Source organism: Pacificoceanicola onchidii (assembly GCF_004804335.1).
Taxonomy (GTDB): Bacteria; Pseudomonadota; Alphaproteobacteria; order Rhodobacterales; family Rhodobacteraceae; genus Pacificoceanicola; species Pacificoceanicola onchidii.
On record NZ_SRXY01000005.1, the window covers coordinates 192,575 to 215,885 of the forward strand.

Annotated in this window: 25 protein-coding genes; 15 read left to right on the forward strand and 10 right to left on the reverse strand. The window is 62.4% G+C overall.

What is annotated here, in order from left to right:
* The first annotated feature begins 83 nt into the window (after positions 1-83).
* Positions 84-1,415, forward strand: a complete 1,332-nt coding sequence (gene tig / locus E4662_RS14505; RefSeq protein WP_136442310.1) for a trigger factor — start codon at positions 84-86, stop codon at positions 1,413-1,415.
* A gap of 195 nt (positions 1,416-1,610) precedes the next feature.
* On the opposite strand, the gene rplI is transcribed toward tig, so the two are convergent.
* The 3 genes from rplI to rpsF are packed head-to-tail and all read right to left on the reverse strand — an operon-like array spanning position 1,611 to position 2,857.
* Positions 1,611-2,237: a 50S ribosomal protein L9 gene (rplI, locus tag E4662_RS14510; protein WP_136442311.1), complete on the reverse strand. Its 627-nt coding sequence runs from the start codon at positions 2,235-2,237 to the stop codon at positions 1,611-1,613.
* A gap of 12 nt (positions 2,238-2,249) precedes the next feature.
* Positions 2,250-2,477 carry a 30S ribosomal protein S18 gene (gene rpsR / locus E4662_RS14515; RefSeq protein WP_008328567.1) on the reverse strand — a complete coding sequence of 76 codons (228 nt, stop codon included), beginning with the start codon at positions 2,475-2,477 and terminating at the stop codon, positions 2,250-2,252.
* A 23-nt stretch (positions 2,478-2,500) separates the two neighbouring features.
* Complete coding sequence (rpsF, locus tag E4662_RS14520) at positions 2,501-2,857, reverse strand: 30S ribosomal protein S6 (RefSeq protein ID WP_136442530.1); 357 nt, start codon at positions 2,855-2,857, stop codon at positions 2,501-2,503.
* Positions 2,858-3,116: 259 nt separating this feature from the next.
* On the opposite strand from rpsF, the gene E4662_RS14525 reads away from it, so the two are divergent.
* Together E4662_RS14525 and E4662_RS14530 are read left to right on the forward strand one after the other, a co-directional pair.
* Positions 3,117-3,353, forward strand: a complete 237-nt coding sequence (locus tag E4662_RS14525; RefSeq protein ID WP_136442312.1) for a hypothetical protein — start codon at positions 3,117-3,119, stop codon at positions 3,351-3,353.
* 104 nt (positions 3,354-3,457) lie between these two features.
* Positions 3,458-4,030, forward strand: a complete 573-nt coding sequence (locus tag E4662_RS14530) for a YceI family protein (RefSeq protein ID WP_136442313.1) — start codon at positions 3,458-3,460, stop codon at positions 4,028-4,030.
* Positions 4,031-4,362: 332 nt separating this feature from the next.
* On the opposite strand, the gene E4662_RS14535 is transcribed toward E4662_RS14530, so the two are convergent.
* Positions 4,363-5,577 carry a cytochrome b/b6 domain-containing protein gene (locus E4662_RS14535; protein ID WP_136442314.1) on the reverse strand — a complete coding sequence of 405 codons (1,215 nt, stop codon included), beginning with the start codon at positions 5,575-5,577 and terminating at the stop codon, positions 4,363-4,365.
* Positions 5,578-5,736: 159 nt separating this feature from the next.
* Here E4662_RS14535 and fabD point away from each other — a divergent pair, with 159 nt between their 5' ends.
* From fabD to E4662_RS14555, 4 genes are all read left to right on the forward strand, one after another.
* The gene (gene fabD, locus E4662_RS14540; protein WP_136442315.1) at positions 5,737-6,678 is read left to right on the forward strand and encodes an ACP S-malonyltransferase; all 942 of its coding nucleotides are present in this window, start codon (positions 5,737-5,739) and stop codon (positions 6,676-6,678) included.
* Positions 6,679-6,747: 69 nt separating this feature from the next.
* Positions 6,748-7,485, forward strand: a complete 738-nt coding sequence (gene fabG / locus E4662_RS14545) for a 3-oxoacyl-[acyl-carrier-protein] reductase (protein ID WP_136442316.1) — start codon at positions 6,748-6,750, stop codon at positions 7,483-7,485.
* 202 nt (positions 7,486-7,687) lie between these two features.
* Positions 7,688-7,921 carry an acyl carrier protein gene (locus tag E4662_RS14550; protein WP_136442317.1) on the forward strand — a complete coding sequence of 78 codons (234 nt, stop codon included), beginning with the start codon at positions 7,688-7,690 and terminating at the stop codon, positions 7,919-7,921.
* Positions 7,922-8,097: 176 nt separating this feature from the next.
* On the forward strand, positions 8,098-10,224 hold the full coding sequence (locus tag E4662_RS14555) for a methyl-accepting chemotaxis protein (RefSeq protein ID WP_168797982.1): 2,127 nt from the start codon (positions 8,098-8,100) through the stop codon (positions 10,222-10,224).
* Positions 10,225-10,328: 104 nt separating this feature from the next.
* Here the strand turns inward: E4662_RS14555 and E4662_RS14560 are convergent, their stop codons facing one another.
* Both E4662_RS14560 and mazG read right to left on the reverse strand, forming a co-directional pair.
* Entirely contained in the window at positions 10,329-11,333 is a 1,005-nt protein-coding gene (locus E4662_RS14560) for a Fe(3+) ABC transporter substrate-binding protein (RefSeq protein WP_206080299.1), read from the reverse strand.
* Positions 11,334-11,432: 99 nt separating this feature from the next.
* A complete protein-coding gene (gene mazG / locus E4662_RS14565) occupies positions 11,433-12,236 on the reverse strand; it encodes a nucleoside triphosphate pyrophosphohydrolase (protein WP_136442319.1) in 804 nt (267 codons plus the stop codon).
* Between the two features lie 276 nt (positions 12,237-12,512).
* Here mazG and E4662_RS14570 point away from each other — a divergent pair, with 276 nt between their 5' ends.
* The 6 genes from E4662_RS14570 (at position 12,513) to E4662_RS14595 (ending at position 18,132) form a co-directional block, all read left to right on the forward strand.
* Complete coding sequence (locus E4662_RS14570) at positions 12,513-13,676, forward strand: M20 aminoacylase family protein (protein WP_136442320.1); 1,164 nt, start codon at positions 12,513-12,515, stop codon at positions 13,674-13,676.
* Between the two features lie 9 nt (positions 13,677-13,685).
* Positions 13,686-14,657 (forward strand): agmatinase, encoded by a 972-nt coding sequence (gene speB / locus E4662_RS14575; RefSeq protein WP_136442321.1) that lies wholly within the window; start codon positions 13,686-13,688, stop codon positions 14,655-14,657.
* A 115-nt stretch (positions 14,658-14,772) separates the two neighbouring features.
* Positions 14,773-15,192, forward strand: coding sequence for a DUF1499 domain-containing protein (locus E4662_RS14580; protein ID WP_168797983.1), 420 nt, complete (start codon positions 14,773-14,775; stop codon positions 15,190-15,192).
* Between the two features lie 31 nt (positions 15,193-15,223).
* Positions 15,224-16,273: a peptide chain release factor 1 gene (gene prfA / locus E4662_RS14585; protein WP_136442323.1), complete on the forward strand. Its 1,050-nt coding sequence runs from the start codon at positions 15,224-15,226 to the stop codon at positions 16,271-16,273.
* Positions 16,274-16,360: 87 nt separating this feature from the next.
* Positions 16,361-17,209 carry a peptide chain release factor N(5)-glutamine methyltransferase gene (gene prmC / locus E4662_RS14590; protein ID WP_136442532.1) on the forward strand — a complete coding sequence of 283 codons (849 nt, stop codon included), beginning with the start codon at positions 16,361-16,363 and terminating at the stop codon, positions 17,207-17,209.
* A gap of 209 nt (positions 17,210-17,418) precedes the next feature.
* Positions 17,419-18,132 (forward strand): DUF4167 domain-containing protein, encoded by a 714-nt coding sequence (locus E4662_RS14595; protein ID WP_136442324.1) that lies wholly within the window; start codon positions 17,419-17,421, stop codon positions 18,130-18,132.
* A gap of 38 nt (positions 18,133-18,170) precedes the next feature.
* On the opposite strand, the gene rsmA is transcribed toward E4662_RS14595, so the two are convergent.
* From rsmA to E4662_RS14615, 4 genes are read right to left on the reverse strand one after another with little or no spacing between them, the layout of a single operon-like run.
* A complete protein-coding gene (gene rsmA / locus E4662_RS14600) occupies positions 18,171-19,016 on the reverse strand; it encodes a 16S rRNA (adenine(1518)-N(6)/adenine(1519)-N(6))-dimethyltransferase RsmA (RefSeq protein ID WP_136442325.1) in 846 nt (281 codons plus the stop codon).
* Positions 19,017-19,076: 60 nt separating this feature from the next.
* The gene (locus tag E4662_RS14605) at positions 19,077-19,406 is read right to left on the reverse strand and encodes a TfoX/Sxy family protein (protein WP_136442326.1); all 330 of its coding nucleotides are present in this window, start codon (positions 19,404-19,406) and stop codon (positions 19,077-19,079) included.
* Positions 19,403-20,212, reverse strand: coding sequence for an isocitrate lyase/PEP mutase family protein (locus E4662_RS14610; protein ID WP_136442327.1), 810 nt, complete (start codon positions 20,210-20,212; stop codon positions 19,403-19,405). Before E4662_RS14610 ends, E4662_RS14605 begins: the two co-directional genes overlap by 4 nt.
* Entirely contained in the window at positions 20,209-21,390 is a 1,182-nt protein-coding gene (locus E4662_RS14615) for a pyridoxal phosphate-dependent aminotransferase (protein WP_136442328.1), read from the reverse strand. Before E4662_RS14615 ends, E4662_RS14610 begins: the two co-directional genes overlap by 4 nt.
* A gap of 164 nt (positions 21,391-21,554) precedes the next feature.
* Here E4662_RS14615 and E4662_RS14620 point away from each other — a divergent pair, with 164 nt between their 5' ends.
* Positions 21,555-22,034 (forward strand): hypothetical protein, encoded by a 480-nt coding sequence (locus E4662_RS14620; protein ID WP_136442329.1) that lies wholly within the window; start codon positions 21,555-21,557, stop codon positions 22,032-22,034.
* The gene (locus E4662_RS14625) at positions 21,943-23,310 is read left to right on the forward strand and encodes a DNA-packaging protein (RefSeq protein ID WP_136442330.1); all 1,368 of its coding nucleotides are present in this window, start codon (positions 21,943-21,945) and stop codon (positions 23,308-23,310) included. Before E4662_RS14620 ends, E4662_RS14625 begins: the two co-directional genes overlap by 92 nt.
* Position 23,311 lies beyond the last annotated feature (1 nt).

Sequence of the window (23,311 nt, forward strand, 5' to 3'; positions counted from 1 at the left end):
CTCACGCTTAGAAGAACCCAGATTTTGAACCCGGGGCGGTCGCATCGAGGCGGGCCCGTGCCGAAGAGGATAAAGAGGAAAACATGCAGGTCACCGAGACTCTGAACGACGGTCTGAAGCGCGCCTATGCGATCACCGTGACGGCCGCCGAGCTTGACGACAAGGTCAACGAAAAGCTGGTCGAGGCGCAGCCCGAAGTCGAAATGAAAGGCTTCCGCAAGGGCAAGGTCCCGATGCCGCTGCTGAAAAAGCAGTTCGGCCAGCGCCTGCTTGGCGAGTCGATGCAGGAAGTCATCGACGGCGCGATGAACAAACATTTCGAAGACAGCGGCGATCGCCCGGCGCTCCAGCCCGAGGTCAAGATGACCAACGAGGACTGGAAAGAAGGCGACGACGTGGAAGTGACCATGTCCTACGAGGCGCTCCCCGAGGTGCCCGAGGTCGACTTCTCCGGCATCAAGGTCGAGAAGCTGGTGACCAAGGCGGACGATGCGTCCGTTGACGAAGCGTTGGCCGATCTCGCCAAGACCGCGCAGAACTTCGAAGACCGCGCCGAAGGCGAAGCCGCCGAAGATGGCGACCAGGTTGTGTTCGACTTCCTCGGCAAGGTGGACGGCGAAGCGTTTGACGGCGGTTCCGCCGAAGACTACCCGCTGGTTCTGGGCTCCGGCTCCTTCATCCCGGGCTTCGAAGAGCAGCTTGTTGGTGCCAAGGCCGGTGAAGAGAAGAACGTCGAAGTGACCTTCCCCGAAGAATACGGTGCCGAGAACCTCGCCGGCAAAGCCGCCGTGTTCGAGTGCAAGATCAAAGGCGTGAAGGCCCCGGCCGAAGCCGAGATCAACGATGAGCTGGCCACCAAGTTCGGTGCCGAAGATCTCGACGCGCTGAAAGGTCAGATCCGTGAGCGTCTCGAAGCCGAATACGTGGGCGCGGCCCGCGCGGTGATGAAGCGCTCTTTGCTCGACGAGCTGGACGGCCTTGTCTCCTTTGACCTGCCGCCGAGCCTCGTGGAAGCAGAAGCCAAGCAGATCGCGCATCAGCTCTACCACGAGGAAAACCCGGAAGACACCGGCCACGATCACGGTGAGATCGAGCCGACCGAAGAGCACAACAAGCTCGCCGAGCGCCGCGTGCGCCTTGGCCTGCTGCTCGCCGAGATCGGTCAGAAAGCTGAGGTCGAAGTGTCCGACGCCGAGATGACCCAGGCGATCATGAACCAGGCCCGCCAGTACCCGGGCCAGGAACGCGCCTTCTTCGACTACGTGCGCCAGAACCCGCAGATGCAGCAGCAGCTGCGCGCGCCGATCTTTGAAGACAAGGTGATCGACCACATCGCCGAAGGGGCCGAAGTGTCCGAGAAAGAGGTCTCCAAGGACGATCTCCAGAAGGCCGTGGAAGCGCTCGACGAAGAGTAATCTTCCCGATCAGACCAACGGAAAAGCCGTCCTTCGGGGCGGCTTTTTTGTGTCCGGTGGCAAGGGGAGAGCGCCGCGAGACAGCGCCGAAGGCGTGGTGAGCAATCCGGGAAGCGCCCAACAAAAAACCGCCGCGCAGAACCCTGCGCGGCGGTCTGTTTTTCGCAATCCCGGATCAGAACCGGCGAAAGCCGATCAGTTCTCGTCGTCTGCGGCTTCGGCGGCGCGGCCTTCCGGGGTCTCGACCAGGTCGGAGTCCTCGTCAGCGGCGGAGCCGATGTCGTCAAACAGTTCGGAGATTTCGAACTCGGCCTGTGCTTCTTCTTCTGCGGCCAGTTCCTGGATGGACTTGCCGGAAGCCTGAAGCTCCGCTTCCTCGGGGGAGCGGGCGACGTTCAGTTCGATGGTGACCATCACTTCGGGGTGCAGGTGGATTTCCAGAGTGTGCAGACCCAGAACCTTGATCGGCTGGCGGATGATGACCTGCTTGCGGTCGAGCGAGAAGCCCTCGGCCGTTGCAGTTTCCGCAGCGTCACGGGTGGTGACGGAGCCGTAGAGGTTGCCGCCATCGGAAGCCTGACGAATCACGACGAACTGCTGGCCGTCCAGCTTTTCGCCCAGTGCTTCGGCTTCTTTCTTGGTTTCCAGGTTGCGTGCTTCGAGCTGGGCTTTCTGAGCTTCGAAGGAGGCGATGTTCTCCTTGGAGGCGGTCAGGGCCTTGCCCTGCAGCAGCAGGAAGTTGCGGGCGTAACCGGGCTTGACGTCAACGACGTCGCCCATCTGGCCGAGCTTGGCCACGCGTTCGAGAAGGATAACTTGCATGTCAGTCGCTCCTTATTTCACGGCGTAGGGCAGCAGGGCGAGGAAGCGGGCGCGCTTGATGGCGCGGGCCAGTTCACGCTGCTTCTTGGCCGAAACGGCGGTGATACGGCTTGGGACGATCTTGCCACGCTCAGAGATGTAGCGTTGCAGGAGCTTGGTGTCCTTGTAGTCGATTTTGGGTGCATTGTCGCCCGAGAAGGGGCAGACCTTGCGGCGGCGGAAAAACGGTTTTGCAGCCATGGTTTAACTCCTTGTTTCGGGGATCAGTTGCGGCGCTCGCGACGGCCTTCACGCTCGTCACGCTTTTGCATCTGGACGGACGGGCCTTCGGCGTGCTGGTCGACCTTGATGGTCAGAACGCGCATCACGTCGTCGTGCAGACCCATCAGGCGTTCCATTTCCTGAACCGCGGTCGAAGGCGCGTCGGTCTTCAGGAAGGCGTAGTGGCCCTTGCGGTTCTTGTTGATCTTGTAGGCCATGGTCTTCACGCCCCAGTACTCGGAATCAACGACCTTGCCGCCGTTGTCGCTGAGAACTGCTGTGAAGTGTTCCACAAGGCCTTCGGCCTGCGCGTTGGACAGATCCTGACGCGCGATCATGACATGCTCATAAAGCGGCATGCTATCTCCGTTCATTTTTCAAGGCGCATTTCATAGGGCCGGGTGTCCCTTTCGCCCCGGTCCACGAGAGACTGCGCGGTGCAAAGCTAAGTCGCGAAAGGTCCGGCCCTATCGCATGGTTTGCGGGGCGGCGCAAGGGGGGCGGCAGGGGGCTTGGATGGTGCGGCATCGCATTTCCCCGATCCTGCCACAGTGTTGCCCAATCGGGGATAGAGCCTTGGGTTCAGTCATCATTGTTTCCGATCAGGAGAACCCGATCATGAGTACGCTTGCCGCAGACGTCAAACGCCGCACCCCGGTTGAAATCTCGCTCTCGGGCTTCTTTTTCTCTCTTCTTCTTCTGATCCTCGGTGCGGCTTTGTGCCTGTCGGCTGTTGGTCTGTGGCTGACCCATACAAGCCACGGCGTGCCGGGGGGCGCGCTGACGCAGTTGTGGGTTTCGGTGGTGCTGTTTGTCGGCGGTGTGTTTCTCGTCTGCTGTGCGCGGCGCGGATAAATCTTCGTTCGGTTTTGCACAGAGTCTGTGATTGTCCTGTGAATTGAAAGCGGCATCCGGGTGCCCGATGTTTCGGCGGTATGCAATCAACCGAAAGTTCGGACATGAAACAGTTTTTCCTCACCGCGGCCATCGCCGCCGCGCCGCTTGCCGCCTCTGCCGAGGCCGTTCCCTACGCTCTGGACGCCAGCCACAGCCAGATCGTGTTCAGCTACAACCACCTTGGGTACTCGACCACCTACGGGATGTTCTCCGGCTTCGAAGGCGAGATTTCCTGGGACAAGGAAGACCCGGCGGCCTCCTCCGTCAGCGTGTCTTTCCCGGTGCGTTCGATGCTGACCGGCTGGGAAGGCCGTTTCCAGCACTTCATGTCCGAAGATTTCTTCGGCGCGGGCGAAGATGAGATGGTGACATTCACCTCCACCGGCATCGAAGTGACCGGCGAGAAGACCGCCAACATCACCGGCGATCTGACCCTGAACGGTGTGACCAAATCCGTGGTTCTGGAAGCGTCCCTGAACCAGGAGATGGAGCACCCGATGGCCAAGAAGCCCTGGGCCGGATTTGACGCGACCACCACGCTGCTGCGCTCGGATTACAACGTCGGCAATTTCGCGCCTTTCGTGAGCGATGAAGTGAAAGTCATGATCTCGGTCGAGGCCATGAAAGCCGAGTGATACCTTCATCCCTATGTTGAAGAAGCCCCTCGCAGGATGCTGCGGGGGGCTTTTGGGATTTTAGTGGTACCGACGCGACCACTTCCTTGCACCTCAAGCGCGGAATCAAGCCCGAAGGGCGCCGCGCCATCGACGGGCCGTCCCTGCGGCACGGCGATTGGGTAGTCGTATCGAGCTACACCTGTCTAGCGCGCCAGTGGCGCGGATAAATCAAGGGTTTCAGAGGTGGGATCGCCGCGCCCCGGCCCGTCGATGGCGCGGCTTGTGCGCTGGCCAAGAGGTCCCGGATCAAGTCCGGGGCGGGTGGGGTGCGCGATGTCCGCTTCAGGCCCTCAGCTCCCGCCAGCCGCCTCAATGCTCCGGTCTGCCACAAGCGAGAACTCGACCGAGACGTCGAACCCGAGCTGGCCCGGATCGGTCATGCTTTCACCGATGGCAAAGTCGCGCCGGTCGAGGCTTCCTTCGCCGGATACCGTGGCGATGTCCCCGTCGAGCGTGAGCTCAAAATCAAGGACCAAAGGCACGGTGATGTCGCGCAGGGTCAATGCGCCGCGCAACTCGAAGCCGCCGTCCACTGCGAAGATCTCGCCGCTGTATTGCGCGGTGGGGAAGCGGCCTGCGTCGAAATACTCCGCGCCAAGCGCCTGCGATGTCACCGACCCCAGCGAGAGCGAGCCAATGGCCACGTCGACCGTCACATCGCCCATGGCACCCTCGGTGATGGTCTCGTCAAAGCGGATCGCCGCCTGCCATTCGCCGAAGCGGCCTTCGACCGCGCTGCCCATCTGGGACACGCTGATCCCGAGCGTGCCGTCCTGAACTGTCCAGTCGCTCTGGGTCTGTTCCAGCGCGGCTGGCGCGGCCCCAGCCGGTCCATGACCGCCACCGGGCAGCAAGGACAGGCCAATCGCAGCGCCCCAGAGCGCCAGCGCCGCAAGCGCGGCAAACCCATGCCCGCCAGACTGCCCCGGCGTGCCCGCCTCGGTGCGCCCCGGCAACATGCGGCGCAAGGTTGCGTCGCGGTCGATCACGTGGTGCTTGAGCGCGCCGGCGATATGCAGCAGCAGGCTGACGATCAGCACGTTCTTGAAGATCACGTGCATCTTGCCAAAGACCTCCGCTACGCCCGGGTCTTTCGGCACAAATGGCAGACCCTGTCCAAAGGGCCACCAGATCGGCGCAAAGCCGGTTGTCGCGGCGTGGTGGATCCAGCCTGACAGCGGCACCAGCACCAGCGCGCCGTAGAGCATCCAGTGCACCACCTCCGCCAGCAAGGTCTCCAGCCGGTTTTCCGGATGCAGCGGCACCGGTTTCGGCTGGCTGAGCGCCCAGACGATCCGGATCAACGCCAGAAAGAACACACCGACGCCCAGCGTCTTGTGGATGCTGAACAACTGCGCCTTCCATGCCAGCGCGTCGGGCGTGTCAAACGGCGCTCCATTGGCGATGCCGCCCAGCGGGATCAGCGCAATGATGCCGAGCGCGACACTCCAGTGCAGAAATTTCGAGAAGGGGCCGAAGCTTGTGGCGGTGTTGCTGAGCGACATGGCTGAACTCACACGGTTGAGATGGGGTCGCTCCGACATATCGGCTGGCCCGCCTCAGACAACCCGCATAAGCGCACATATCCTGTGCCAGCGCTTGCCCGCCGGGGCGCGGCGCGGTAAGGGCTTGGCTTAACGTAAAGAAGCGGAGGAGAGGCCGAGATGAGCCGCGCATTCATTTTCCCCGGTCAGGGTGCACAGACCATCGGCATGGGCCGGGACCTCGCAGAGGCCTATCCGGCGGCGAAAGCGGTTTTTGACGAGGTGGACGCAGCCCTTGGCGAAAAGCTCTCCGATCTGATCTGGGAAGGCGACGCGGACGAGCTGACGCTGACCGCCAACGCGCAACCGGCTTTGATGGCTACCTCGATTGCCGCCATGCGCGCGCTGGAGGCCGAAGGGGTCTCCATTGAGGCGGCGTCCTTTGTGGCCGGGCACTCGCTGGGTGAATATTCCGCGCTGACGGCGGCGGGCGCGCTCTCTGTGGGAGATGCAGCCAAACTGCTCCGCGCCCGCGGCGCGGCCATGCAGGCGGCGGTTCCGGTGGGTGAGGGGGCCATGGCGGCTGTTCTCGGGCTGGACCTCGCGGCGGTGCAGGCGGTGGCCGAGGAAGCGGCGCAGGGTGAGGTCTGCCAGGCGGCAAACGACAACGATCCGGCGCAGGTGGTGATTTCCGGCGCCAAGGCCGCCGTGGAGCGCGCCACCGTGATTGCCAAGGAAGCAGGGGCCAAGCGCGCGTTGCTGCTGCCGGTCAGCGCCCCATTCCACTGCGCCCTGATGCAGCCCGCCGCGGACGTGATGGCCGAGGAACTGGCCAAGGCCACGATCAATGCGCCGAAAGTGCCGGTGGTCGCCAATGTGCGTGCCGAGGCAGTCACGGATCCGGACACCATTCGCCAATTGCTGATCGAACAGGTCACCGGCTCCGTCCGTTGGCGCGAAAGCGTGTCCTGGATGGTGGCGCAGGGCGTCGAGTCCTTCTGGGAGATTGGCGCGGGCAAGGCGCTCTCGGGCATGGTCCGCCGCATCCACAAACCGGCATCGGTGGGCAATGTCGGCACGGCGGCAGATGCGAAGGCGGCGGCTGAAACGCTCAACGGCTGAGACGCAAATTTCTTCGAAGAAATTTGCAAAATCCTCTGAAGGATTTTGCGCGACACAAAAGGACGAGACATGTTTGATCTGACAGGGAAAACCGCGCTGATCACCGGCGCATCGGGCGGCATCGGCGGCGAGATCGCCAAGGCGCTGCACGCGGCGGGCGCAACCGTCGGCCTTTCCGGCACCCGCACCGAGCCGCTCGAAGCGCTTGCGGCAGAACTGGGCGAGCGCGCCCACGTTCTGCCCTGCAATCTTTCCGATGCGGAGGCCGTCAACGCGCTGCCGAAACAGGCGATTGAAGCCATGGGCGGCATCGACATCCTGGTGAACAACGCCGGGATCACCCGCGACAATATCTTCATGCGCATGTCCGAGGATGAATGGGCCTCGGTTCTCGAGGTCAACCTGACCTCCACGTTCCGCCTGTGCAAAGGTGTGCTGCGCGGCATGATGAAAGCGCGCTGGGGCCGGATCATCAATATTTCCTCGATTGTCGGCGCCACCGGCAATCCGGGGCAGGGCAACTACGCCGCTGCCAAGGCGGGCATGGTCGGCATGTCCAAAAGCCTTGCCTATGAGGTCGCCACACGCGGCATCACCGTGAACGCCATTGCGCCGGGTTTCATCCAGACCGCCATGACCGACAAGCTCAACGATGATCAGAAGGGGGCCATCCTTGGCCAGATCCCGTCGGGCCGCATGGGCACGCCGGAAGAAATCGCGGCAGCGGTGCTGTATCTGGCAAGCGCCGAGGCCGGTTACGTGACGGGCACCACCTTGCACGTCAACGGCGGAATGGCCATGCTTTAAGCCATGCCCTTTGGCATGGGAAAAGCATTTGCCATCCCTTGCGGGTGTGTTATAGGCCCCCCAGATTTTGACCGAGGGGCGCGTTGCGTTGAATGGTCAGGGCCGGGTTTTCCGGCCAGAAGCCGCCCGAAAGGGCACCGAATGTCCCCCCCTCGGGGCGAGGGCGAACTGGGCGAACGGCCCGAACAAGTGAGGAAGAGACATGAGCGACATCGCAGATCGCGTGAAGAAGATTGTGGTCGAGCACCTGAGCGTGGAAGAAGAGAAGGTTGCAGACAACGCCTCCTTCATCGACGACCTGGGCGCAGACAGCCTCGACACCGTCGAGCTGGTCATGGCGTTTGAAGAAGAGTTCGGCATCGAGATCCCGGACGACGCAGCCGAGACCATCCAGACCTTCGGCGACGCGGTGAAGTTCATCACCGAAGCCAGCTAAGCCTCTGTGCTTACAAAGGTTTTTAAAGACGGCGTCCGTTTGGGCGCCGTTTTTTTGTTGCCGGTTTGGCCGGGAGAATATCTGTAGAAGTTTAAATGGTAACGATCCGTTTCCTGACATTGACCTACCCTTCGGGCTGACGCGGTTCTTTGGGTTCGGGTACACGGGAGATGGTTTTGCGCGCGCGATTGTCGGTGAAAACGGCCCTGTTTGGCTTGGTGGGCATGGCGGCCCTTGTGATGTTCGGCCTGCTTGGGCTCATGCTCTACAGCTCGGAGCAGGAGACCATGGCGGCCGAGAGCCTGCATCAGACCGAACAACAGGCCAGCCTCGTGTCCGACTCGGGGCGTTTGTTCCTCCAGCTCCGACGCACGGAAAAGGATTTTCTGCTCAGGCTCGATGACAAATACGTAGTCCGTCACGCAACGTTGACCGCGCAGCTCAACGAAAGCGTTCTGGCTCTGATTTCGCGTGCGGAGTCAGAAGACAGGGTCACATTGCAGGCGTTGGTGGCGGATATTGGGCGCTATGAACAGGCGTTCGCCGCGCTTGTGGCCAGTCACCGGCAGCTTGGCTACAACGAAAACGAAGGTTTGCAAGGCACCCTGCGCAGCGCCGTGCACGAGGTTGAAACGGTCCTGAACGAGATCGGACGCCCGGAGATGCAGGTGAAGATGCTGATGATGCGCCGGCATGAAAAAGACTTCATCATGCGGCTGGCACCGAAGTATCTCGACCGGTTGAATGCAAGGGTTGAGGAATTTCTGGCCTTTCCGGGCAGCTACTACACGGACGCGGGCCAAAGGACACAGGTCGAAACCCTGCTTGTGCAGTATCAAACGGCTTTTGCCGCCTATGTTGATGAGAGCCTGAAGGAACGTGAGCTTCGCAAGGCGTTGTCCGCCGAATATGCCGTGGCCGAGCCGCGCATCAACGCCTTGATCGATACCTTTCGGCAGCGGTCCGCGGATCTCGCCCTGCAATCACGCATTGTGCTTGAAGACATGCGGCGCCTGAGCCTGACGTTTGGGCTGGCCGCGATGGTGGTGTTTGTGATCGGCGCGGTGATGCTGACCCGGGGCATATCGCGCCCGCTCGTGGCTATTCGCGGCGCGCTCGACAAACTGCGCGCCGGTGATCTGGACTGGAGGCTTGCCCCTTCGCGCATCTCGGAAACGCAAAGCATCGGGGCGGTGACGGAACAATTCAGGCTTGAACAGGTTGCGGAGCGGGCTCTGGAGGCCCGGCTTGCCGAGGTCATCGGAGCCTGCGCGCAAGGCGATTTCAGCAAGCGTGTGACTGTCGATGACAATGCCTCAGGTGCCTCCCTTGCCGAAGGTGTAAACGCCATTGGTGAGGCTGCTGAGAAAGGTCTGCAGGACGTGCTTCTGGTCCTCAAAGGGCTGTCCGAAGGCGATTTGTCGGTGGGCATGTCAGACGGGCAGAAAGGGCTCTTTCAAGAGATTTCAGACAACATTGATGAGCTGACGGCGCGCATGCGCGCTTCCATCAGCCAGATGGCCCTGAGCAGCAACACGCTGAGCGAAACCTCTGACAAGATTACCGAAACCGCTAAGGAGGCCTCGAAACGCGGGCAGTCTTCTGCCGCGTCTCTGGAAGAGAGCGCGGCGGCGATCTCAACGCTTGTCGGGCAGGTTCACTCCCTGGAAAAAACGGCGCTTGGGGCCGAAGAGAGCCTCGACAACACCCGCAATCAGGCAGACAACACACGTTCCGTTGCGGAAGATGCGCTTGATGCGATGAAGCGGATCGAGCAATCGTCAAATGCGATCGGCCAGATTATCGGCATGATCGAGGACGTTGCCTTCCAGACCAACTTGCTGGCGTTGAATGCCGGGGTAGAGGCGGCGCGCGCGGGCAGCGCCGGGCGCGGTTTTGCCATTGTTGCGCAGGAAGTGCGCTCGCTGGCGCAGAAGGCGTCCAACGCCGCCTCGGAAATCACGGACCTTGTGCGGCGCAGCAATGAAGACGTGGCGGATGGTGTGCGTCTGGTCACCGAATCGTCCACCTCCCTGACCGTAATCCAGCAGGATATGCAGCAGTTCGTTGCGCTGGTGACGGGCATTGCCACAACCTCGCGCGAGCAATCTCAAAGTGTCGGGGAAATCAACACCGCGATTCGGGTGATTGATTCCGACGTGCAGAAAAGCGCGGAGGCGCTGGATGAAATGACGGAGATCAGCCATCAGTTGAACACGGAAGCAGGCGCTTTGTCAGAGACGTTGACCCATTTCAAACTGCCTGACGCCACGCGACCTGAAGCGCTGATTGCCGCGGAGTGAGTTCAGGCCTTCACACATGCAAACGGGCAGGACGATAACATCCTGCCCGCTACTTTTTCCAAGCGCGCGTGACCAGAAAAGGAAGACTGGCCGGATCGCCTTGGTCATCCGTCGAAGTCGACTTCTTCAACCAAGCGCAGCGCCGCTTCCCGAAGGGCGGCCAGATCCATCAGGTTGGTATCATCGGCCTCGAAGCTGCCCCAGTTCTTGACCAGATCAATGGCTTCTGATCCGGGCGCGATCGGGTACTCATAGTTCGCCTCGGCATAGACTTCCTGGGCTTTGCCAGTGGTCAGGAACTCCATCATTTTCAACGCGTTGTCGCGGTTCGGGGCGGAGGCGGTCATGGCAACGCCGGAAATGTTCACATGGGTGCCCGCGTTCTCAAAAGTCGGGAACAACACGTTGACAGAGTTGGCCCAGTCTTGCTGCTCCGTGTCTTCGAGCATCTTGCCCATGTAGTAGGTGTTGCCGAGGCTGATGTCGCATTCCCCGGCCCAGATCGCCTTGACCTGCGCCCGGTCGTTGCCCTGCGGTTTGCGGGCGAGATTGCCTTTGACGCCCTGCAGCCAGGTTTTTGCTTCTTCTTCACCGTGATGGTGGATCACAGCCGCAACCAAGGCCACGGTATAGGGGTGGGTGCCGGACCGGGTGCAGATGCGCCCCTGCCACTTCGGATCGGCGAGGTCTTCATAGGTTGTCACTTCCGCAGGATCGACCCTGTCCTTGGAGGCATAGACGATCCGCGCCCGCGTGGTCAGCCCCCACCAGTGACCTTCCGGGTCATGGAAAGCGGCCGGGACGTTGGCGCTGAGCGCGGGGCTTTCAACCGGCTGGGTGACGCCCGCTTCGACGGCGGCGGCCAGGCGGGAGATGTCGACCGTGAAGATCAAGTCCGCAGGGGAGCGGCGGCCTTCCGCCTTGAGACGCTCAACCAAGCCTTTGTTCAGAAAGGCAACATTGACCTTGATGCCGGTTTCTTCGGTGAATGCATCAGTCAGCGGTTTGAGCAACTCTGGCTGACGGTAGGAGTAAAGATTGACTTCCTGAGCGAGCGCAGGAGCTGCAATCGAGATCGCTGCGAGGGCGGAGGCGAGGCGCAGAAACATTATGTATCCTTGTGAGTCGTGGTCACGTTTTTGATGCGCCCGTTAAAGCTGACAAAAATGATCGGGTCAATAGTCGACAAAAATAATCATGTTATTGTCTCACACTTTTTCCGCCAGCTTGGCGGCATCCCAGAGGCCATCCATTTCTTCCAGATCGCTGTCCTCGGGGGTACGGCCGTCCTTTTTCAGCTCGGCTTCGATAAACCGGAACCGCCGCGTGAACTTGGCATTGGCGGCGCGCAGGGCCTCTTCGGGATCTATCTGCAGATGCCGCGCGAGATTTGCCATGACAAAGAGCAGATCGCCGAACTCCTCTGCTGCATGGTCCGGGTCTTTAGCCTCGCGCAGTTCCTGCGCCTCTTCGACGATCTTGTCGATCACCTCATCGGTCGTGGGCCAGTCAAACCCCACGCGCGCGGCGCGTTTTTGCAGTTTCACTGCGCGCATCAGGGCGGGCAGGCCGAGGGCTACATCGTCAAGCACCCCGCCGCGCGCCTTTGCCGCCCGCTCTGCGGCTTTGATGGTTTCCCAATCGACGGTCTGTTGTTCGGCAGACTTGTCGCGGCTTTCGCTGCCGAAGACGTGGGGATGGCGCGCGACCATCTTGTCGCTCATCCCGTCAGCGATTTGATCAAAGCTGAAAAGCCCTTTTTCCTCAGCCATTTGGGCGTGGAATACCGATTGGAACAAAAGATCACCCAACTCGCCCTTCAACTCGTTCCAGGCTTCCCTCTCGATGGCGTCGGCCACCTCATAGGCTTCTTCGATGGTGTAGGGGGCGATGGTCGAAAAGTCCTGCTCGATGTCCCATGGGCACCCTGTTTCAGGATCCCGCAGGGCCCGCATGATGGCCAGCAAACGCGGCATGCCGCCGTTCGGATTGTGGATCAGATCATCGCTCATCGCCGGTCTCCTTCCGCGTCGGTGACACAGGCTTGCGGCATCCGGGCTTCAGAGTCCAGCGCGGCGTCGAGAATCCTGAAAGGTCGCTAAAAATGAGCGACTTACAGGCATTTCTTTGCGCTTCACATTGAGATTAACAATATGGCTGAAATATCTGAAGATCGCACCGCAACTGCAGGGATTGACGCGAAAAGAGTGTTAACGCACCAAATTTTCGATCACATCGCTTTCCATTTCCGGCGGACAGGTGCAGGCTGCCCGCGAAAGGATCCCTCAATGCCCGTTCACAATTCCATCGCCGACATGGCCGAGACACTCAAGGAGTGGCGGCGGTATATTCATCAGAACCCGGAGCTTGGTCTGGAGTGCCACCAGACCGCCGCGTTTGTTGTCGAAAAGCTGAAGTCCTTTGGGATTTCTGAGATTTACACCGGAATTGCCACATCGGGTGTTGTTGCCATCATCGATGGTCAGGGGCCGGGGCGGACGATCGGCCTCAGGGCGGACATGGACGCGCTGCCGATGGACGATCTGTCTGGCTCGCCCCATGCCAGCCAGGTGCCCGGCGTCGCCCATACCTGCGGTCATGATGGCCATACAACCATGCTGCTCGGCGCGGCGAGGTATCTTGCGGAGACACGGAAATTTTCCGGCAAGGTCGCGCTGATCTTCCAGCCTGCCGAAGAAGCCGAAGGCGGCGGGCGCATCATGGTCGAAGAGGGCATGATGGAGCGGTTCGGCATTGACGAGGTCTATGGCATCCACAACGCGCCCGGCGGCGAGGAAGGTCATATTCACACCGCGCCGGGCCCGCTGATGGCCGGGGTCGACACCTTCTATATCGACGTGCAGGGCGTTGGCGGCCATGGTGCCATGCCATATCAGGCCAAGGATCCGGTGATGGCGGCGGTTGCGATTGTTCAGGCGCTTCAGACGATTGTATCCAGAAATATCAATGCCTTGGATGCGCTGGTCATCACGGTGACGCAGATTCACGCAGAGGGTGGGACCAACATCATTCCCGATACGGCGCAGATTGTCGGGACCTTGCGGTATTTCGACAAGGCGGTGCAGGCGACCGCGCGCGAGCGCATGGCGGAAGTGGTGGAATTTGCGCCCAAGGCCTTTGGGCAGAGCGCAACGCTGACCTACGAAGAGGGCTATCCGCCGACGGTCAACCACGCGGAGCAGGCGGCGTTTGCCGCGGAGATTGCACGGGACGTGGTGGGTGCGGAAAAGGTCGAGGAGAACTGCGAGCCGATCATGGCCGCAGAGGATTTTTCCTACATGTTGGAGGCGCGCCCCGGGGCCTATCTTTTCCTCGGGCAGGGCGACACGCCGGTTTGCCACCATCCCAAATACGATTTCAACGATGAGATCGCCCCGATTGGCGCGTCCTTCTTCGCCACCTTGGTGGAGCGGGCGCTCCCGTTGAAATAGGAGGCAGGCATGGCGCTTGAAGACGCAAAAGAGCAGATAGATCATGCGTTTACCCGCGATGATCTTAAGGGATCGTCGTTTGAGAATGTCTTTGCCGGCGCGCCGTCTTTTCTGCGGAGGCGCTACACCAAGGACCTGAGCGCGGCGGATATCGCCATCACCGGGTTGCCGTTTGATCAGGCTGTGACCAACCGGCCCGGCACGCGGCTTGGCCCGCGCTCGATCCGCGAGGCGTCGCTCTTGCAGCCTTGTGATGCGCCTTATGGTTGGGGCTATGACGTGCTGAGCGAATTTGCCATCGCGGATTACGGCGATATGGCGTTTGACTATGCCATGCCCTCGGAGGTGCCGGAACGGATCCGGGCGCATGTGGGCGGGATTCTGGCCACGGACACGGGTTGCATCGCGCTTGGCGGGGATCATTCCGTGACGCTGGGTTGCTTGCGGGCCCATGCGGAAAAACACGGGGCCCTCAGTGTGATACAGTTCGATGCGCACACGGACACATGGGCAGATGACGATTTCTCCCGCGTCGATCACGGCACCTTCATGTACAAGGCCGCGAAGGAAGGCACGGTGGTGGCGGAGCGCTCTGTTCAGATCGGCATCCGCACGGACAACCCGGACACCATGGGCTTTCACATCATCGACGCGCCCGCCTGTCATCGCGGCACGCCGGAGGCGGTGATTGATCAGGCGAAGGCCGTTGTGGGGGATCATCCGGTCTATGTCACCTTTGACATTGACGCATTGGACCCGGCTTTTGCGCCCGGCACCGGCACGCCGGTAAGCGGCGGGCTGGCGAGTTGGCAGGCGCTGCATATGCTCAGGGCGCTCAAGGGGATCAACCTTGTTGGCGGGGATGTTGTCGAGGTCTCGCCGCCCTTCGATCACGCAGGCATGACGGCGACGGCGGCGGCGCATGTGGCAACAGAACTCCTGTGCCTGTGGGGCTGGACCCGGCGATCGGCGGAAAATTGACGCCTCCAAGGGTCAGATCGGCGGCTTTGTGTCAATTCGGCGCGAGGCCCTTTCAGAATCGCGCGGCGGCGTGTCATGCCTCAGGAGGGGATGACACGGCTTTCGGAGCAAATCTTTGCGCATGATCTTCTTTGTGGTCCTTTTTGCATGTCTGGCCATTCTGGCCTGGATTCGCCTTGCCCCGTCTGACCCGGCGGTTTGGCATGTGGACCCGATGGTGACCGCTGATCAGGATCTGACAGACGGTGTGCGGCGGCGGATCGCAGCGGAGGAGGGCCGTTTTGCCGCCCTGGATGCGCTGATCCGTGCCACGCCGCGCACCGAAGTGCTGGCAGGCAGCGTTGCGGATGGGCGTGTGACATATGTCACGCGGAGCCAATGGATGGGCTTTCCCGATTACACCACCGTTCAGCAGGTGGGCGGCCAGATCGAGATTTTCGGACGGCTGCGCTTTGGGACCTCGGACATCGGGGTGAACCGCAAACGGGTGGACGGCTGGCTTGCCGCGTTGCGCGCCGAAGGCGCAGAGGGTTGACGACGCGGGATTTTAGGGCAATGCACGCCGCATGATCCCGAACGAACGCCTAGCGCAGATCAAGGAACGACTGGAATACGTCGAAGCCCGCATGAGTGCGGGGGATGGCGATATTGCCGAACTGGGCCGCGAATATGCGGAGCTGCGCCCGGTTGTGACCCAGATCGAAGAGTATGAGACGCTGATCGCCGATCTGGCGGAGGCCGAATCCATGCTGGCCGATCCGGAAATGAAGGAACTGGCCGAAGAGGAACTGCCGGCGCTGCGCGCGCGTCTTCCGGAGGTGGAGCGGGCGGTGCAGCTGTCCTTGCTGCCGAAGGATGCGGCGGACGCCCGTCCGGCGGTTCTGGAGATTCGACCCGGCACGGGCGGCGATGAAGCCGCGCTGTTTGCCGGAGATCTGGCGCGTATGTACCAGCGCTACGCCGAGGCGCGCGGCTGGCAGTGGGAAGTGATCGAAGAGCAGGGCAGCGATCTGGGCGGACTCAAGGAGCTTGTGGCGCGCATCGCGGGCGAGGGGGTCTTTGCCCGGATGAAATTCGAAAGCGGCGTGCACCGGGTCCAGCGGGTGCCGGAGACGGAAAGCGGCGGGCGTATTCACACCTCGGCCGCGACCGTGGCGGTGCTGCCCGAAGCGCAGGACGTGGACATCGAGATCAGCCCGAATGACATTCGCATCGACACCATGCGCTCGTCGGGCGCGGGCGGGCAGCACGTGAACACCACGGATTCGGCGGTGCGGATCACGCATATTCCGTCGGGGATCGTGGTTACGTCTTCGGAAAAATCCCAACACCGCAACCGCGAGATTGCCATGCAGGTCCTGCGTGCACGGCTTTATGATGCGGAGCGGCAGAAAATCGACAATGAGCGGGCGTCTGACCGGAAATCCCAGGTTGGGTCAGGGGATCGTTCGGAGCGCATCCGCACCTACAACTTCCCGCAGGGGCGCATGACGGATCACCGCATTGGACTGACGCTGTATCGGCTGGATCAGATCGTGCAGGGGGATCTCGACGAGATTATCGATGCGCTGATCTCCGAGCATCAGGCGGCGCAGCTGGCCGAAATGGAGAGCTGACGTGGGGGTCTGGCGCAAATTCCATGGATGGAATTTGCAAGTTCCATCCATGGAACTTGCGCCCGCCTGTGGCCGAGGGCTGCGCTGATGCGGGGCTCCGAGCTTGTGGCGCGCGGCACGGCGACGCTTAACGCGGCCGGTGTGCCGGATGCGGGCCGTGATGCGCGGCGGCTTCTGGCGCATGTGCTCAAGGTGCCGCCGGGGCGGCTGACGCTGTTTCTGCCCGAGCCGGTGGAGCCGGATCTCGAAGTGGTTTTCAACGTGATGATCGAACGCCGCGCCGAGCGGGTGCCGGTCAGCCATCTGACGGGGCGACGGCAGTTCTATGGGCGCGAATGGCTGGTCACACCTGAGGTACTTGACCCGCGGCCCGAGACCGAAACGCTAATCGAAGCTGCCCTCGCTGAGCCGTTCGCCGCCGTCTTGGACCTTGGCACCGGGTCAGGCTGTATCCTGCTGACGCTGCTGGCAGAGCGGGAGGGGGCCGTGGGTGTGGGCACGGATCTGAGCGAAGCCGCGCTCAATGTCGCCTTCTGGAACCGCAATGCGCTGAAGCTGGAGGGGCGTGCCGATCTGCGTCAGGGCAGCTGGCTCGGCCCGCTGGACGCGGCCGATACGTTCGATCTGATCGTCTCTAACCCGCCCTATATTGCGCGCCATGAGATGGCCGATCTCGCCCCCGAGGTACGCGATCACGAGCCGCGTATGGCGCTGACCGACGAGGCCGACGGGTTGAACGCCTACCGCGCCATTTGCTCGGGCGCGCCGCGTCATCTGGAACCCGGTGGCCGGCTGATGGTGGAAATTGGCCCTACGCAGGGAGCGGATGTGGCGGCGTTGATGGCCGGGGCGGGCTTGCGGGGAATCACCGTCGTGCCCGATCTCGATGGCCGCGACCGCGTTGTTCTTGGCACGCTTGGCGGGAAAACCGGCTGATTTCCGCGTCAAATCGTCGATATATCGCCATTTCTTCTTGCTCCGCGCGCGGCTTCCATGTTTAGAACACTATGTCGAGTGGCTGAACTGCCCCGCGCGGACCGGCCCGACGCCAAGCCAACATTCAGGTGACCCAAAACGCATCAGGCGCAGGACGCGCCGCACCGGTCACAGAACAGTCCCTAAAGCAGACTGGATAGTACAAAATTATGCGATCCTCCAAATCCCGCTCGCGGAACAAGAACAACCGCAACCGCAACAACAATTCGCTGGGCAATGTCGTCAACCGCGTGTTTGACAGCAACGGCCCCGAAGGCAAGGTGCGCGGCACTCCGCAGCAGATCATTGATAAATATAATCAGCTCGCCCGCGATTCCGCGCTTGGCAACGACCGTGTGGCGACAGAAAACTTTCAGCAGCACGCAGAGCACTATCTCCGCCTTCTGAGCGCCGCTCAGAAAGAGCAGGAAGCCAAGCGCGAGCAGCAGGAGCGAGAAAACCGCGAACGCCAGGCGCAGCGCGACCGTGAGCGCGCAGAGCGCGACGCGGCACGGGCGCAGCGCGAAGGGGAAGCCGGGGAGGCGCAGCCGCAGCAGCAGGGTGAGCCGGAAGCCGCCGAGCGCCCGCAGCGCAAGCCGCGCCGGAATGAGCAGCCCGCGGGCACCGGGGATCAGCCCGATGTGATCGACGTCAAGGCTGATGACGATGGCCCGGGTCTGGTCGAGACACCGGAATCGAAAGCGCAGGCAGCCCCGGAGGCTGAGGCCCCGGCGGAAGCAGTCGAAGAAAAGCCCAAGCCGAAAAAGCCCCGCGCGCCGCGCAAACCGCGCGCCAAGAAGCCCGCGCCGGAAGCTGAGGCTGAGGCGGCTCCTGCGGAGGAGAAAGCGCCGAAGGCGGAGACCCCGCCGGACGCGGCTGAATAAATCAGATCAAGGGAACCCGGGCCAGGCGCCCGGGTTTTTTATGTAGCGGAGGCGAGGCTGCGGGCGAGCGCGCAGAACCCTTCGAGCGGCACCTGTTCGGCGCGTTCCGTGGGTTTGATCCCGGCGGCGATCAGGTGGTCTTCGATGTCCGGCGAGAGGGATTTCAGTCCGGACCGCAGCATCTTGCGACGTTGGTTGAAGGCGGCGGCGACAACCCGTTCGAGCGTGGCTGCGTCCGCTTCAAAGCGCGGTGCGGGCAGGGCCGTCAGGTGCACCACCGCGCTGGAGACCTTGGGCGGAGGGGTGAAGGCCTCGGGCGGCAGATGCAGGGCGATGCGCGGCTCCGCGCGCCATTGCGAGAGAATCGCGAGGCGTCCGTAGGCTTTGGAGCCGGGCTGCGCGGTGATGCGTTCGGCCACTTCTTTCTGGAACATCAGCGTCAGAGAAGACCAGAAGGGCGGCCACTCTTTGGGCGTCAGCCAGCGCACAAGCAGTTCGGTGCCGACGTTGTAGGGCAGGTTGGCGCAGATCGCGATGGGCGGGGTGAGGTGCCGAAGCGGATCGATCTTGAGCGCGTCGCCTTCGATCACCTCAAGTTTGCCCGGATATTGCGCGGCGATCTCGGCCAGAGCAGGCAGGCAGCGCGAGTCTTTTTCGATGGCGAGCACCTTGCGCGCGCCTTCGGCCAGAAGCCCGCGTGTGAGGCCACCGGGGCCGGGGCCGACCTCGATCACGTCTGTCTGGGACAGATCGCCCGCGATGCGCGCGATGCGGGCGGTCAGGTTGAGATCGAGAAGGAAGTTCTGGCCGAGGTTCTTCTTGGCACGCAGATCATGGGTGGCGATGACCTCGCGCAGGGGCGGCAGTCCGTCGATGGCGCTCATGATAGGCTTCCTTGTGCTCCGTTGGCCGGGGGTACCGCAGGCGCGCAGAAATGGCCAGCCTCAGCGGCGCTCGCCGGTGCCGATCTCGTCAAGGATGCGCTCGATGCCGGGCGGGGCCTTGGGGGTGGTTTCCGCCTTGAGCGCGTCGAACTGAACGCGCAGCGCGTCTTTTTCCTTGCCCTTGCAATCGTTCCAGGGCCGCCCCTGAAGACCCATGTGCAGCACGTAGTAGCCGATGAAATGCGGCCGCGTGCCGTGGGCGAGCAGGCGGCGGTAGGCCTCATGCGCGCCGAGTTCGCGCAGGGTTTCCGCATCCGGAATGCCTGCGCGGCGGCACTCCTGTTCCACGGCAGGGCCGAGGTTGCGGATGGAGGAAACCGGCGTGCTCATTCCAGCAGTTTATCAATCACGTCGCCAGAAATGGAAGGCATGAGGCCGGAGAAATCGCCATCGTTGTACATCTTGGCGGCGGCGTCATGGATGACACGGTGGGTGGCGCGGGCGAGGGCGGAGCCGAGCGACAGGCGCGCAGCGCCTGCGGCGGCGTATTGGGCGCGTGTATGGGCGGTGAACTTGCCAGCGACGAGGACATTGACCGGAGTACTGACGGACTGACAGATCTTGTCTATATCGTCAAAGCTGGGCGGCAGCGGGATGTATACGCAATCGGCACCAGCCTGCTCGTAAGCCTGAATGCGGGTGATGGCCTCAGTGAGATCGTATTGGCCGTTCATCACCCCATCGGCGCGGGCGCAGAGGACAAAGTCCTTTGGCAAGGCGCGGGCGGCAGCGGCGGCGGCGCGGATGCGCTCTACGGCGAGCTCGCGTTCGTAAGGCGCGTCATCGGGCAAAGCGGTGTCTTCGATCGAGATGCCTGCGAGGCCCACTTCGGCAGAGAGGCGGATGGTTTCGGCGCAGGTCTCGGGCGCTTCACCGAAACCATTTTCGAAATCGCCGGAGACCGGGACATTGACGGCTGAGACAAGATCTTGCGCGTGGGCGAGGGCCTCATCACGGGTGACGGTGCCCATGTCGGGACGGCCAAGGGTGAAAGCATGGGCGGCGGAGGAGGTGGCGATGGCCTCGGCCCCCATGGCGGCGAGCATCTTGGCCGAGCCGATGTCCCATGCGTTGGCGAGGATGAAGGGTGCGCCGGGGCGATGCAGCGCGCGGAACTGGTTTCCGATGTCGGTCATTGGGTCAACTCCTTGGCAAAGGCGCAGAGCTCCCGGAGGGCTTGCGCGAGAAGGCTGTCTTCGACGGTGAGGGCAACACGGATGTGGCCGGCGGCGGACGAGCCGAAGCTTTCACCGGGCATGACAGCGATGTGTTTGGCATCGAGCAGACGTTCAGCAAACTCGCGACCTGACAGGCCGGTCGCGCGGATGTCGAGCATGACATACATCGCGCCCTGTGAGGGGATGGCGGTGACGGTATTCTGTTCAGACAAGATGCCGAGGGCGAGGCTGCGACGACGGCGGAAGGGCTCGGCCACTTCCTCTTCGAGCCAGGCCCCTTCGTTCAGGGCGAAGAGGGCTGCGTCCTGAATGTAACCCGGCACGCCGTAGTTGGTGTTGGTCGACAGGTCGATCAGATGGGTGATGGCGCTTTCAGGAGCGAGAATCCAGCCAACGCGGGAGCCGGTCATGGCATGGCTTTTCGACATGGAACCGATCACCAGCGTGCGCTCGGCCATGCCGGGCAGCTGGCGCGGGGAGATGTGCTCGCCGTCCCAGACCTGCGTGTCGTAGACCTCATCGGAGATCAGCCAGAGGTCGTGTTTGATGCAGACCTCGGCCAACCCTTCGAGCGTCTCACGCGGGTAGATCACGCCAGTTGGGTTGTTTGGGGTGTTGAGCAGCAGGGTGCGCGCGCCGGTCTCTGCGGCGATGCGGTCTACTTCGGCAGGATCAGGCAGGAAGCTGTTGCGCGCGCGGGTGGGGATGGTCACCGGCACGGCGGAGGCGGAGCGGATGGTGCCGGGGTAGGTTGCATAATAGGGATCCACGTGCAGAGCGGTATCGCCCGGCTGGCACGTGGCGATGTGGGCGGCGAGCAGGGCGGCCTGCCCCCCGGCGGTGATCACGAGGTTATCGGCGGTGGTTTCGACGCCGGTGCGGGACGTGACGCGGGCGGCGATGGTCTCGCGCAGGGCGCGGACGCCGGGAACGGAGGCATAGCCAGTGTGCCCGCCCGCCGCGCTTTGGTGCATGTGATCGAGAATCGAGGGGTGCGTTCGGATGTCATGCTCGCCGATGGTCAGCTCGATGACACGCGTGCCGCTCTCGACCATCTGGCGGGCGCGGTAGAACACCTCCCAGCCGTCCGAGCCGCCGGAGTTCAGAGTACGGATGCGGGTTGAAAGCTGTGGCATGAAGGCTCCTGTAAACGCTGGGATTATCAGTGCCAGAGGCCGCGCAAACGGGCAAGGCCGGGCAGGCAAAAATTAACGATTTGGTAATTTAGTTGAATGAGTTCAGTTGGTTGCGTTCGGGTGGGGGTTTGACCCAACGAACGGTCCGAAGTACAACTTGTGACATGCTGGACGAGGTGACAGCAAAACGGCCTGCGGGGAAACCCGAGGGCCGTTTTTGTTTGCGCCGCACCCCGGAGGGGGACCCGATACAGGCAAAAAAGGTGTCGAGCATGACCAAAAGAGCAGAAGACGAGCAACCCATCGTGATCACGCTGGGATCGGAACTGGAGCGTTTGAACAAGGATCGCGAAAACATCGCGGCGACGCTTCTGGAGCTGATCGAAGATCTCGAGGTGCTCAAGGCAGACCTGCGCACCGAGCGGCGCGCGGGAAAATCGACCGAAGGCGGCAAGTTGCTGACCGAGGTCCGGTACTGGCTCAAGCAGGCCAGAGAAACGGAGAAGGAAATTGACGCAATCAGACGAAAAGACAGTGGGATTGCCGGGGACTATGGTCTCGACCTTGAACAAGCAAAGGTTGAGATCGGGTGCCGCCTGGATAGCCTCCGCGCCTGCTGCTGTGCAGACGAGGTTTCTGAATGAGATGACGGATGGGGAGCGCCTTGCGCTCCCCTTTCTCTTTGAGTTCTGGGCGCATGAGCATCAGCTCCCGCCCGAGGGCGACTGGCGGACCTGGGTGATCCTGGGCGGGCGCGGTGCGGGCAAGACGCGGGCGGGTTCGGAATGGGTGCGCTCGATGGTCGAAGGACCGCGGCCGATGGATCCGGGACGCTGCAAGCGGCTGGCGCTTGTGGGCGAGACGCTGGATCAGGTGCGTGAAGTGATGATTTTTGGCGACAGCGGGATTCTGGCCTGCTCGCCGCCGGACCGCATGCCGAAGTGGGTCTCTGGTCGGCAATGTCTGGTTTGGCCCAACGGGGCCGAGGCCATGGCGTTTTCCGCGTTTAACCCCGAGAGCCTGCGCGGGCCGCAGTTTGACGGGGCCTGGGCGGATGAACTGGCGAAATGGCCGAAGGCACGCGAGACCTGGGACATGCTGCAGTTCGGATTGCGGCTTGGGGATGATCCGCGCGCCTGCGTGACGACGACGCCGCGGAATGTGGAGGTGCTGAAGGAGCTTTTGGAGCTGCCGTCGAGCGTGAGCACCCATGCGCCGACGGAAGCGAACCGGGCGCATCTGGCGGACAGCTTTCTGCGCGAAGTACGGGCGCGGTATGCGGGAACGCAAATGGGAATGCAGGAACTGGACGGGATTTTGGTTGATGAGGTCGACGGGGCTTTGTGGACCATGGAAGGATTGGACGCGTCGCGGGCAGGCCGTTTGCCAGAGCTGAGCCGGATCGTGGTAGCCGTCGATCCGCCTGCGGGGGATGGCAAGACATCGGACGCCTGCGGGATTGTTGTGGCCGGCGTGGAAATGTCGGGCCGGCCGGAAGAATGGCGCGCCTATGTGCTGGAAGATGCCAGCGTGCAGGGGCTTGGGCCGACGGGCTGGGCGACGGCGGTGTGTGATGCGGCGGCGCGTTGGGAGGCGGACCGCGTGGTGGCGGAGGTCAATCAGGGCGGCGCGATGGTGACATCGGTTCTGCAGACGGTTGATCCGATGTTGCCGGTCAAATCCGTGCACGCAACGCGGGGCAAATCGGCAAGGGCCGAGCCGGTGGCGGCTCTGTACGAGCAGGGCAAAGTCAAGCATCAGCGTGGGTTGGAGCAGCTTGAGCAGCAGATGTGCCGGATGACCAATGGCGGCTATCAGGGACAGGGCAGCCCGGACCGGGTGGATGCGCTTGTCTGGGCGATCCAGGAGCTGATGCTGGAGCGGCAGGGGGACATGGTGCCCCGGGCGCGGGCCCTGTGAG

Bases quoted from the DNA above. Each gene is read 5' to 3' on its own strand.
- rpsR (WP_008328567.1), bottom strand. From the start codon at position 2,477: ATGGCTGCAAAACCGTTTTTCCGCCGCCGCAAGGTCTGCCCCTTCTCG.
- E4662_RS14535 (WP_136442314.1), bottom strand. From the start codon at position 5,577: ATGTCGCTCAGCAACACCGCCACAAGCTTCGGCCCCTTCTCGAAATTT.
- E4662_RS14560 (WP_206080299.1), bottom strand. From the start codon at position 11,333: ATGTTTCTGCGCCTCGCCTCCGCCCTCGCAGCGATCTCGATTGCAGCT.
- E4662_RS14530 (WP_136442313.1), top strand. From the start codon at position 3,458: ATGAAACAGTTTTTCCTCACCGCGGCCATCGCCGCCGCGCCGCTTGCC.
- rpsF (WP_136442530.1), bottom strand. From the start codon at position 2,857: ATGCCGCTTTATGAGCATGTCATGATCGCGCGTCAGGATCTGTCCAAC.
- E4662_RS14570 (WP_136442320.1), top strand. From the start codon at position 12,513: ATGCCCGTTCACAATTCCATCGCCGACATGGCCGAGACACTCAAGGAG.
- E4662_RS14605 (WP_136442326.1), bottom strand. From the start codon at position 19,406: ATGAGCACGCCGGTTTCCTCCATCCGCAACCTCGGCCCTGCCGTGGAA.
- speB (WP_136442321.1), top strand. From the start codon at position 13,686: ATGGCGCTTGAAGACGCAAAAGAGCAGATAGATCATGCGTTTACCCGC.
- prmC (WP_136442532.1), top strand. From the start codon at position 16,361: ATGCGGGGCTCCGAGCTTGTGGCGCGCGGCACGGCGACGCTTAACGCG.
- E4662_RS14615 (WP_136442328.1), bottom strand. From the start codon at position 21,390: ATGCCACAGCTTTCAACCCGCATCCGTACTCTGAACTCCGGCGGCTCG.
- mazG (WP_136442319.1), bottom strand. From the start codon at position 12,236: ATGAGCGATGATCTGATCCACAATCCGAACGGCGGCATGCCGCGTTTG.
- fabG (WP_136442316.1), top strand. From the start codon at position 6,748: ATGTTTGATCTGACAGGGAAAACCGCGCTGATCACCGGCGCATCGGGC.
- E4662_RS14525 (WP_136442312.1), top strand. From the start codon at position 3,117: ATGAGTACGCTTGCCGCAGACGTCAAACGCCGCACCCCGGTTGAAATC.
- tig (WP_136442310.1), top strand. From the start codon at position 84: ATGCAGGTCACCGAGACTCTGAACGACGGTCTGAAGCGCGCCTATGCG.
- E4662_RS14595 (WP_136442324.1), top strand. From the start codon at position 17,419: ATGCGATCCTCCAAATCCCGCTCGCGGAACAAGAACAACCGCAACCGC.
- E4662_RS14620 (WP_136442329.1), top strand. From the start codon at position 21,555: ATGCTGGACGAGGTGACAGCAAAACGGCCTGCGGGGAAACCCGAGGGC.
- fabD (WP_136442315.1), top strand. From the start codon at position 5,737: ATGAGCCGCGCATTCATTTTCCCCGGTCAGGGTGCACAGACCATCGGC.
- E4662_RS14550 (WP_136442317.1), top strand. From the start codon at position 7,688: ATGAGCGACATCGCAGATCGCGTGAAGAAGATTGTGGTCGAGCACCTG.
- E4662_RS14625 (WP_136442330.1), top strand. From the start codon at position 21,943: ATGGTCTCGACCTTGAACAAGCAAAGGTTGAGATCGGGTGCCGCCTGG.
- rplI (WP_136442311.1), bottom strand. From the start codon at position 2,237: ATGCAAGTTATCCTTCTCGAACGCGTGGCCAAGCTCGGCCAGATGGGC.
- rsmA (WP_136442325.1), bottom strand. From the start codon at position 19,016: ATGAGCGCCATCGACGGACTGCCGCCCCTGCGCGAGGTCATCGCCACC.
- prfA (WP_136442323.1), top strand. From the start codon at position 15,224: ATGATCCCGAACGAACGCCTAGCGCAGATCAAGGAACGACTGGAATAC.
- E4662_RS14610 (WP_136442327.1), bottom strand. From the start codon at position 20,212: ATGACCGACATCGGAAACCAGTTCCGCGCGCTGCATCGCCCCGGCGCA.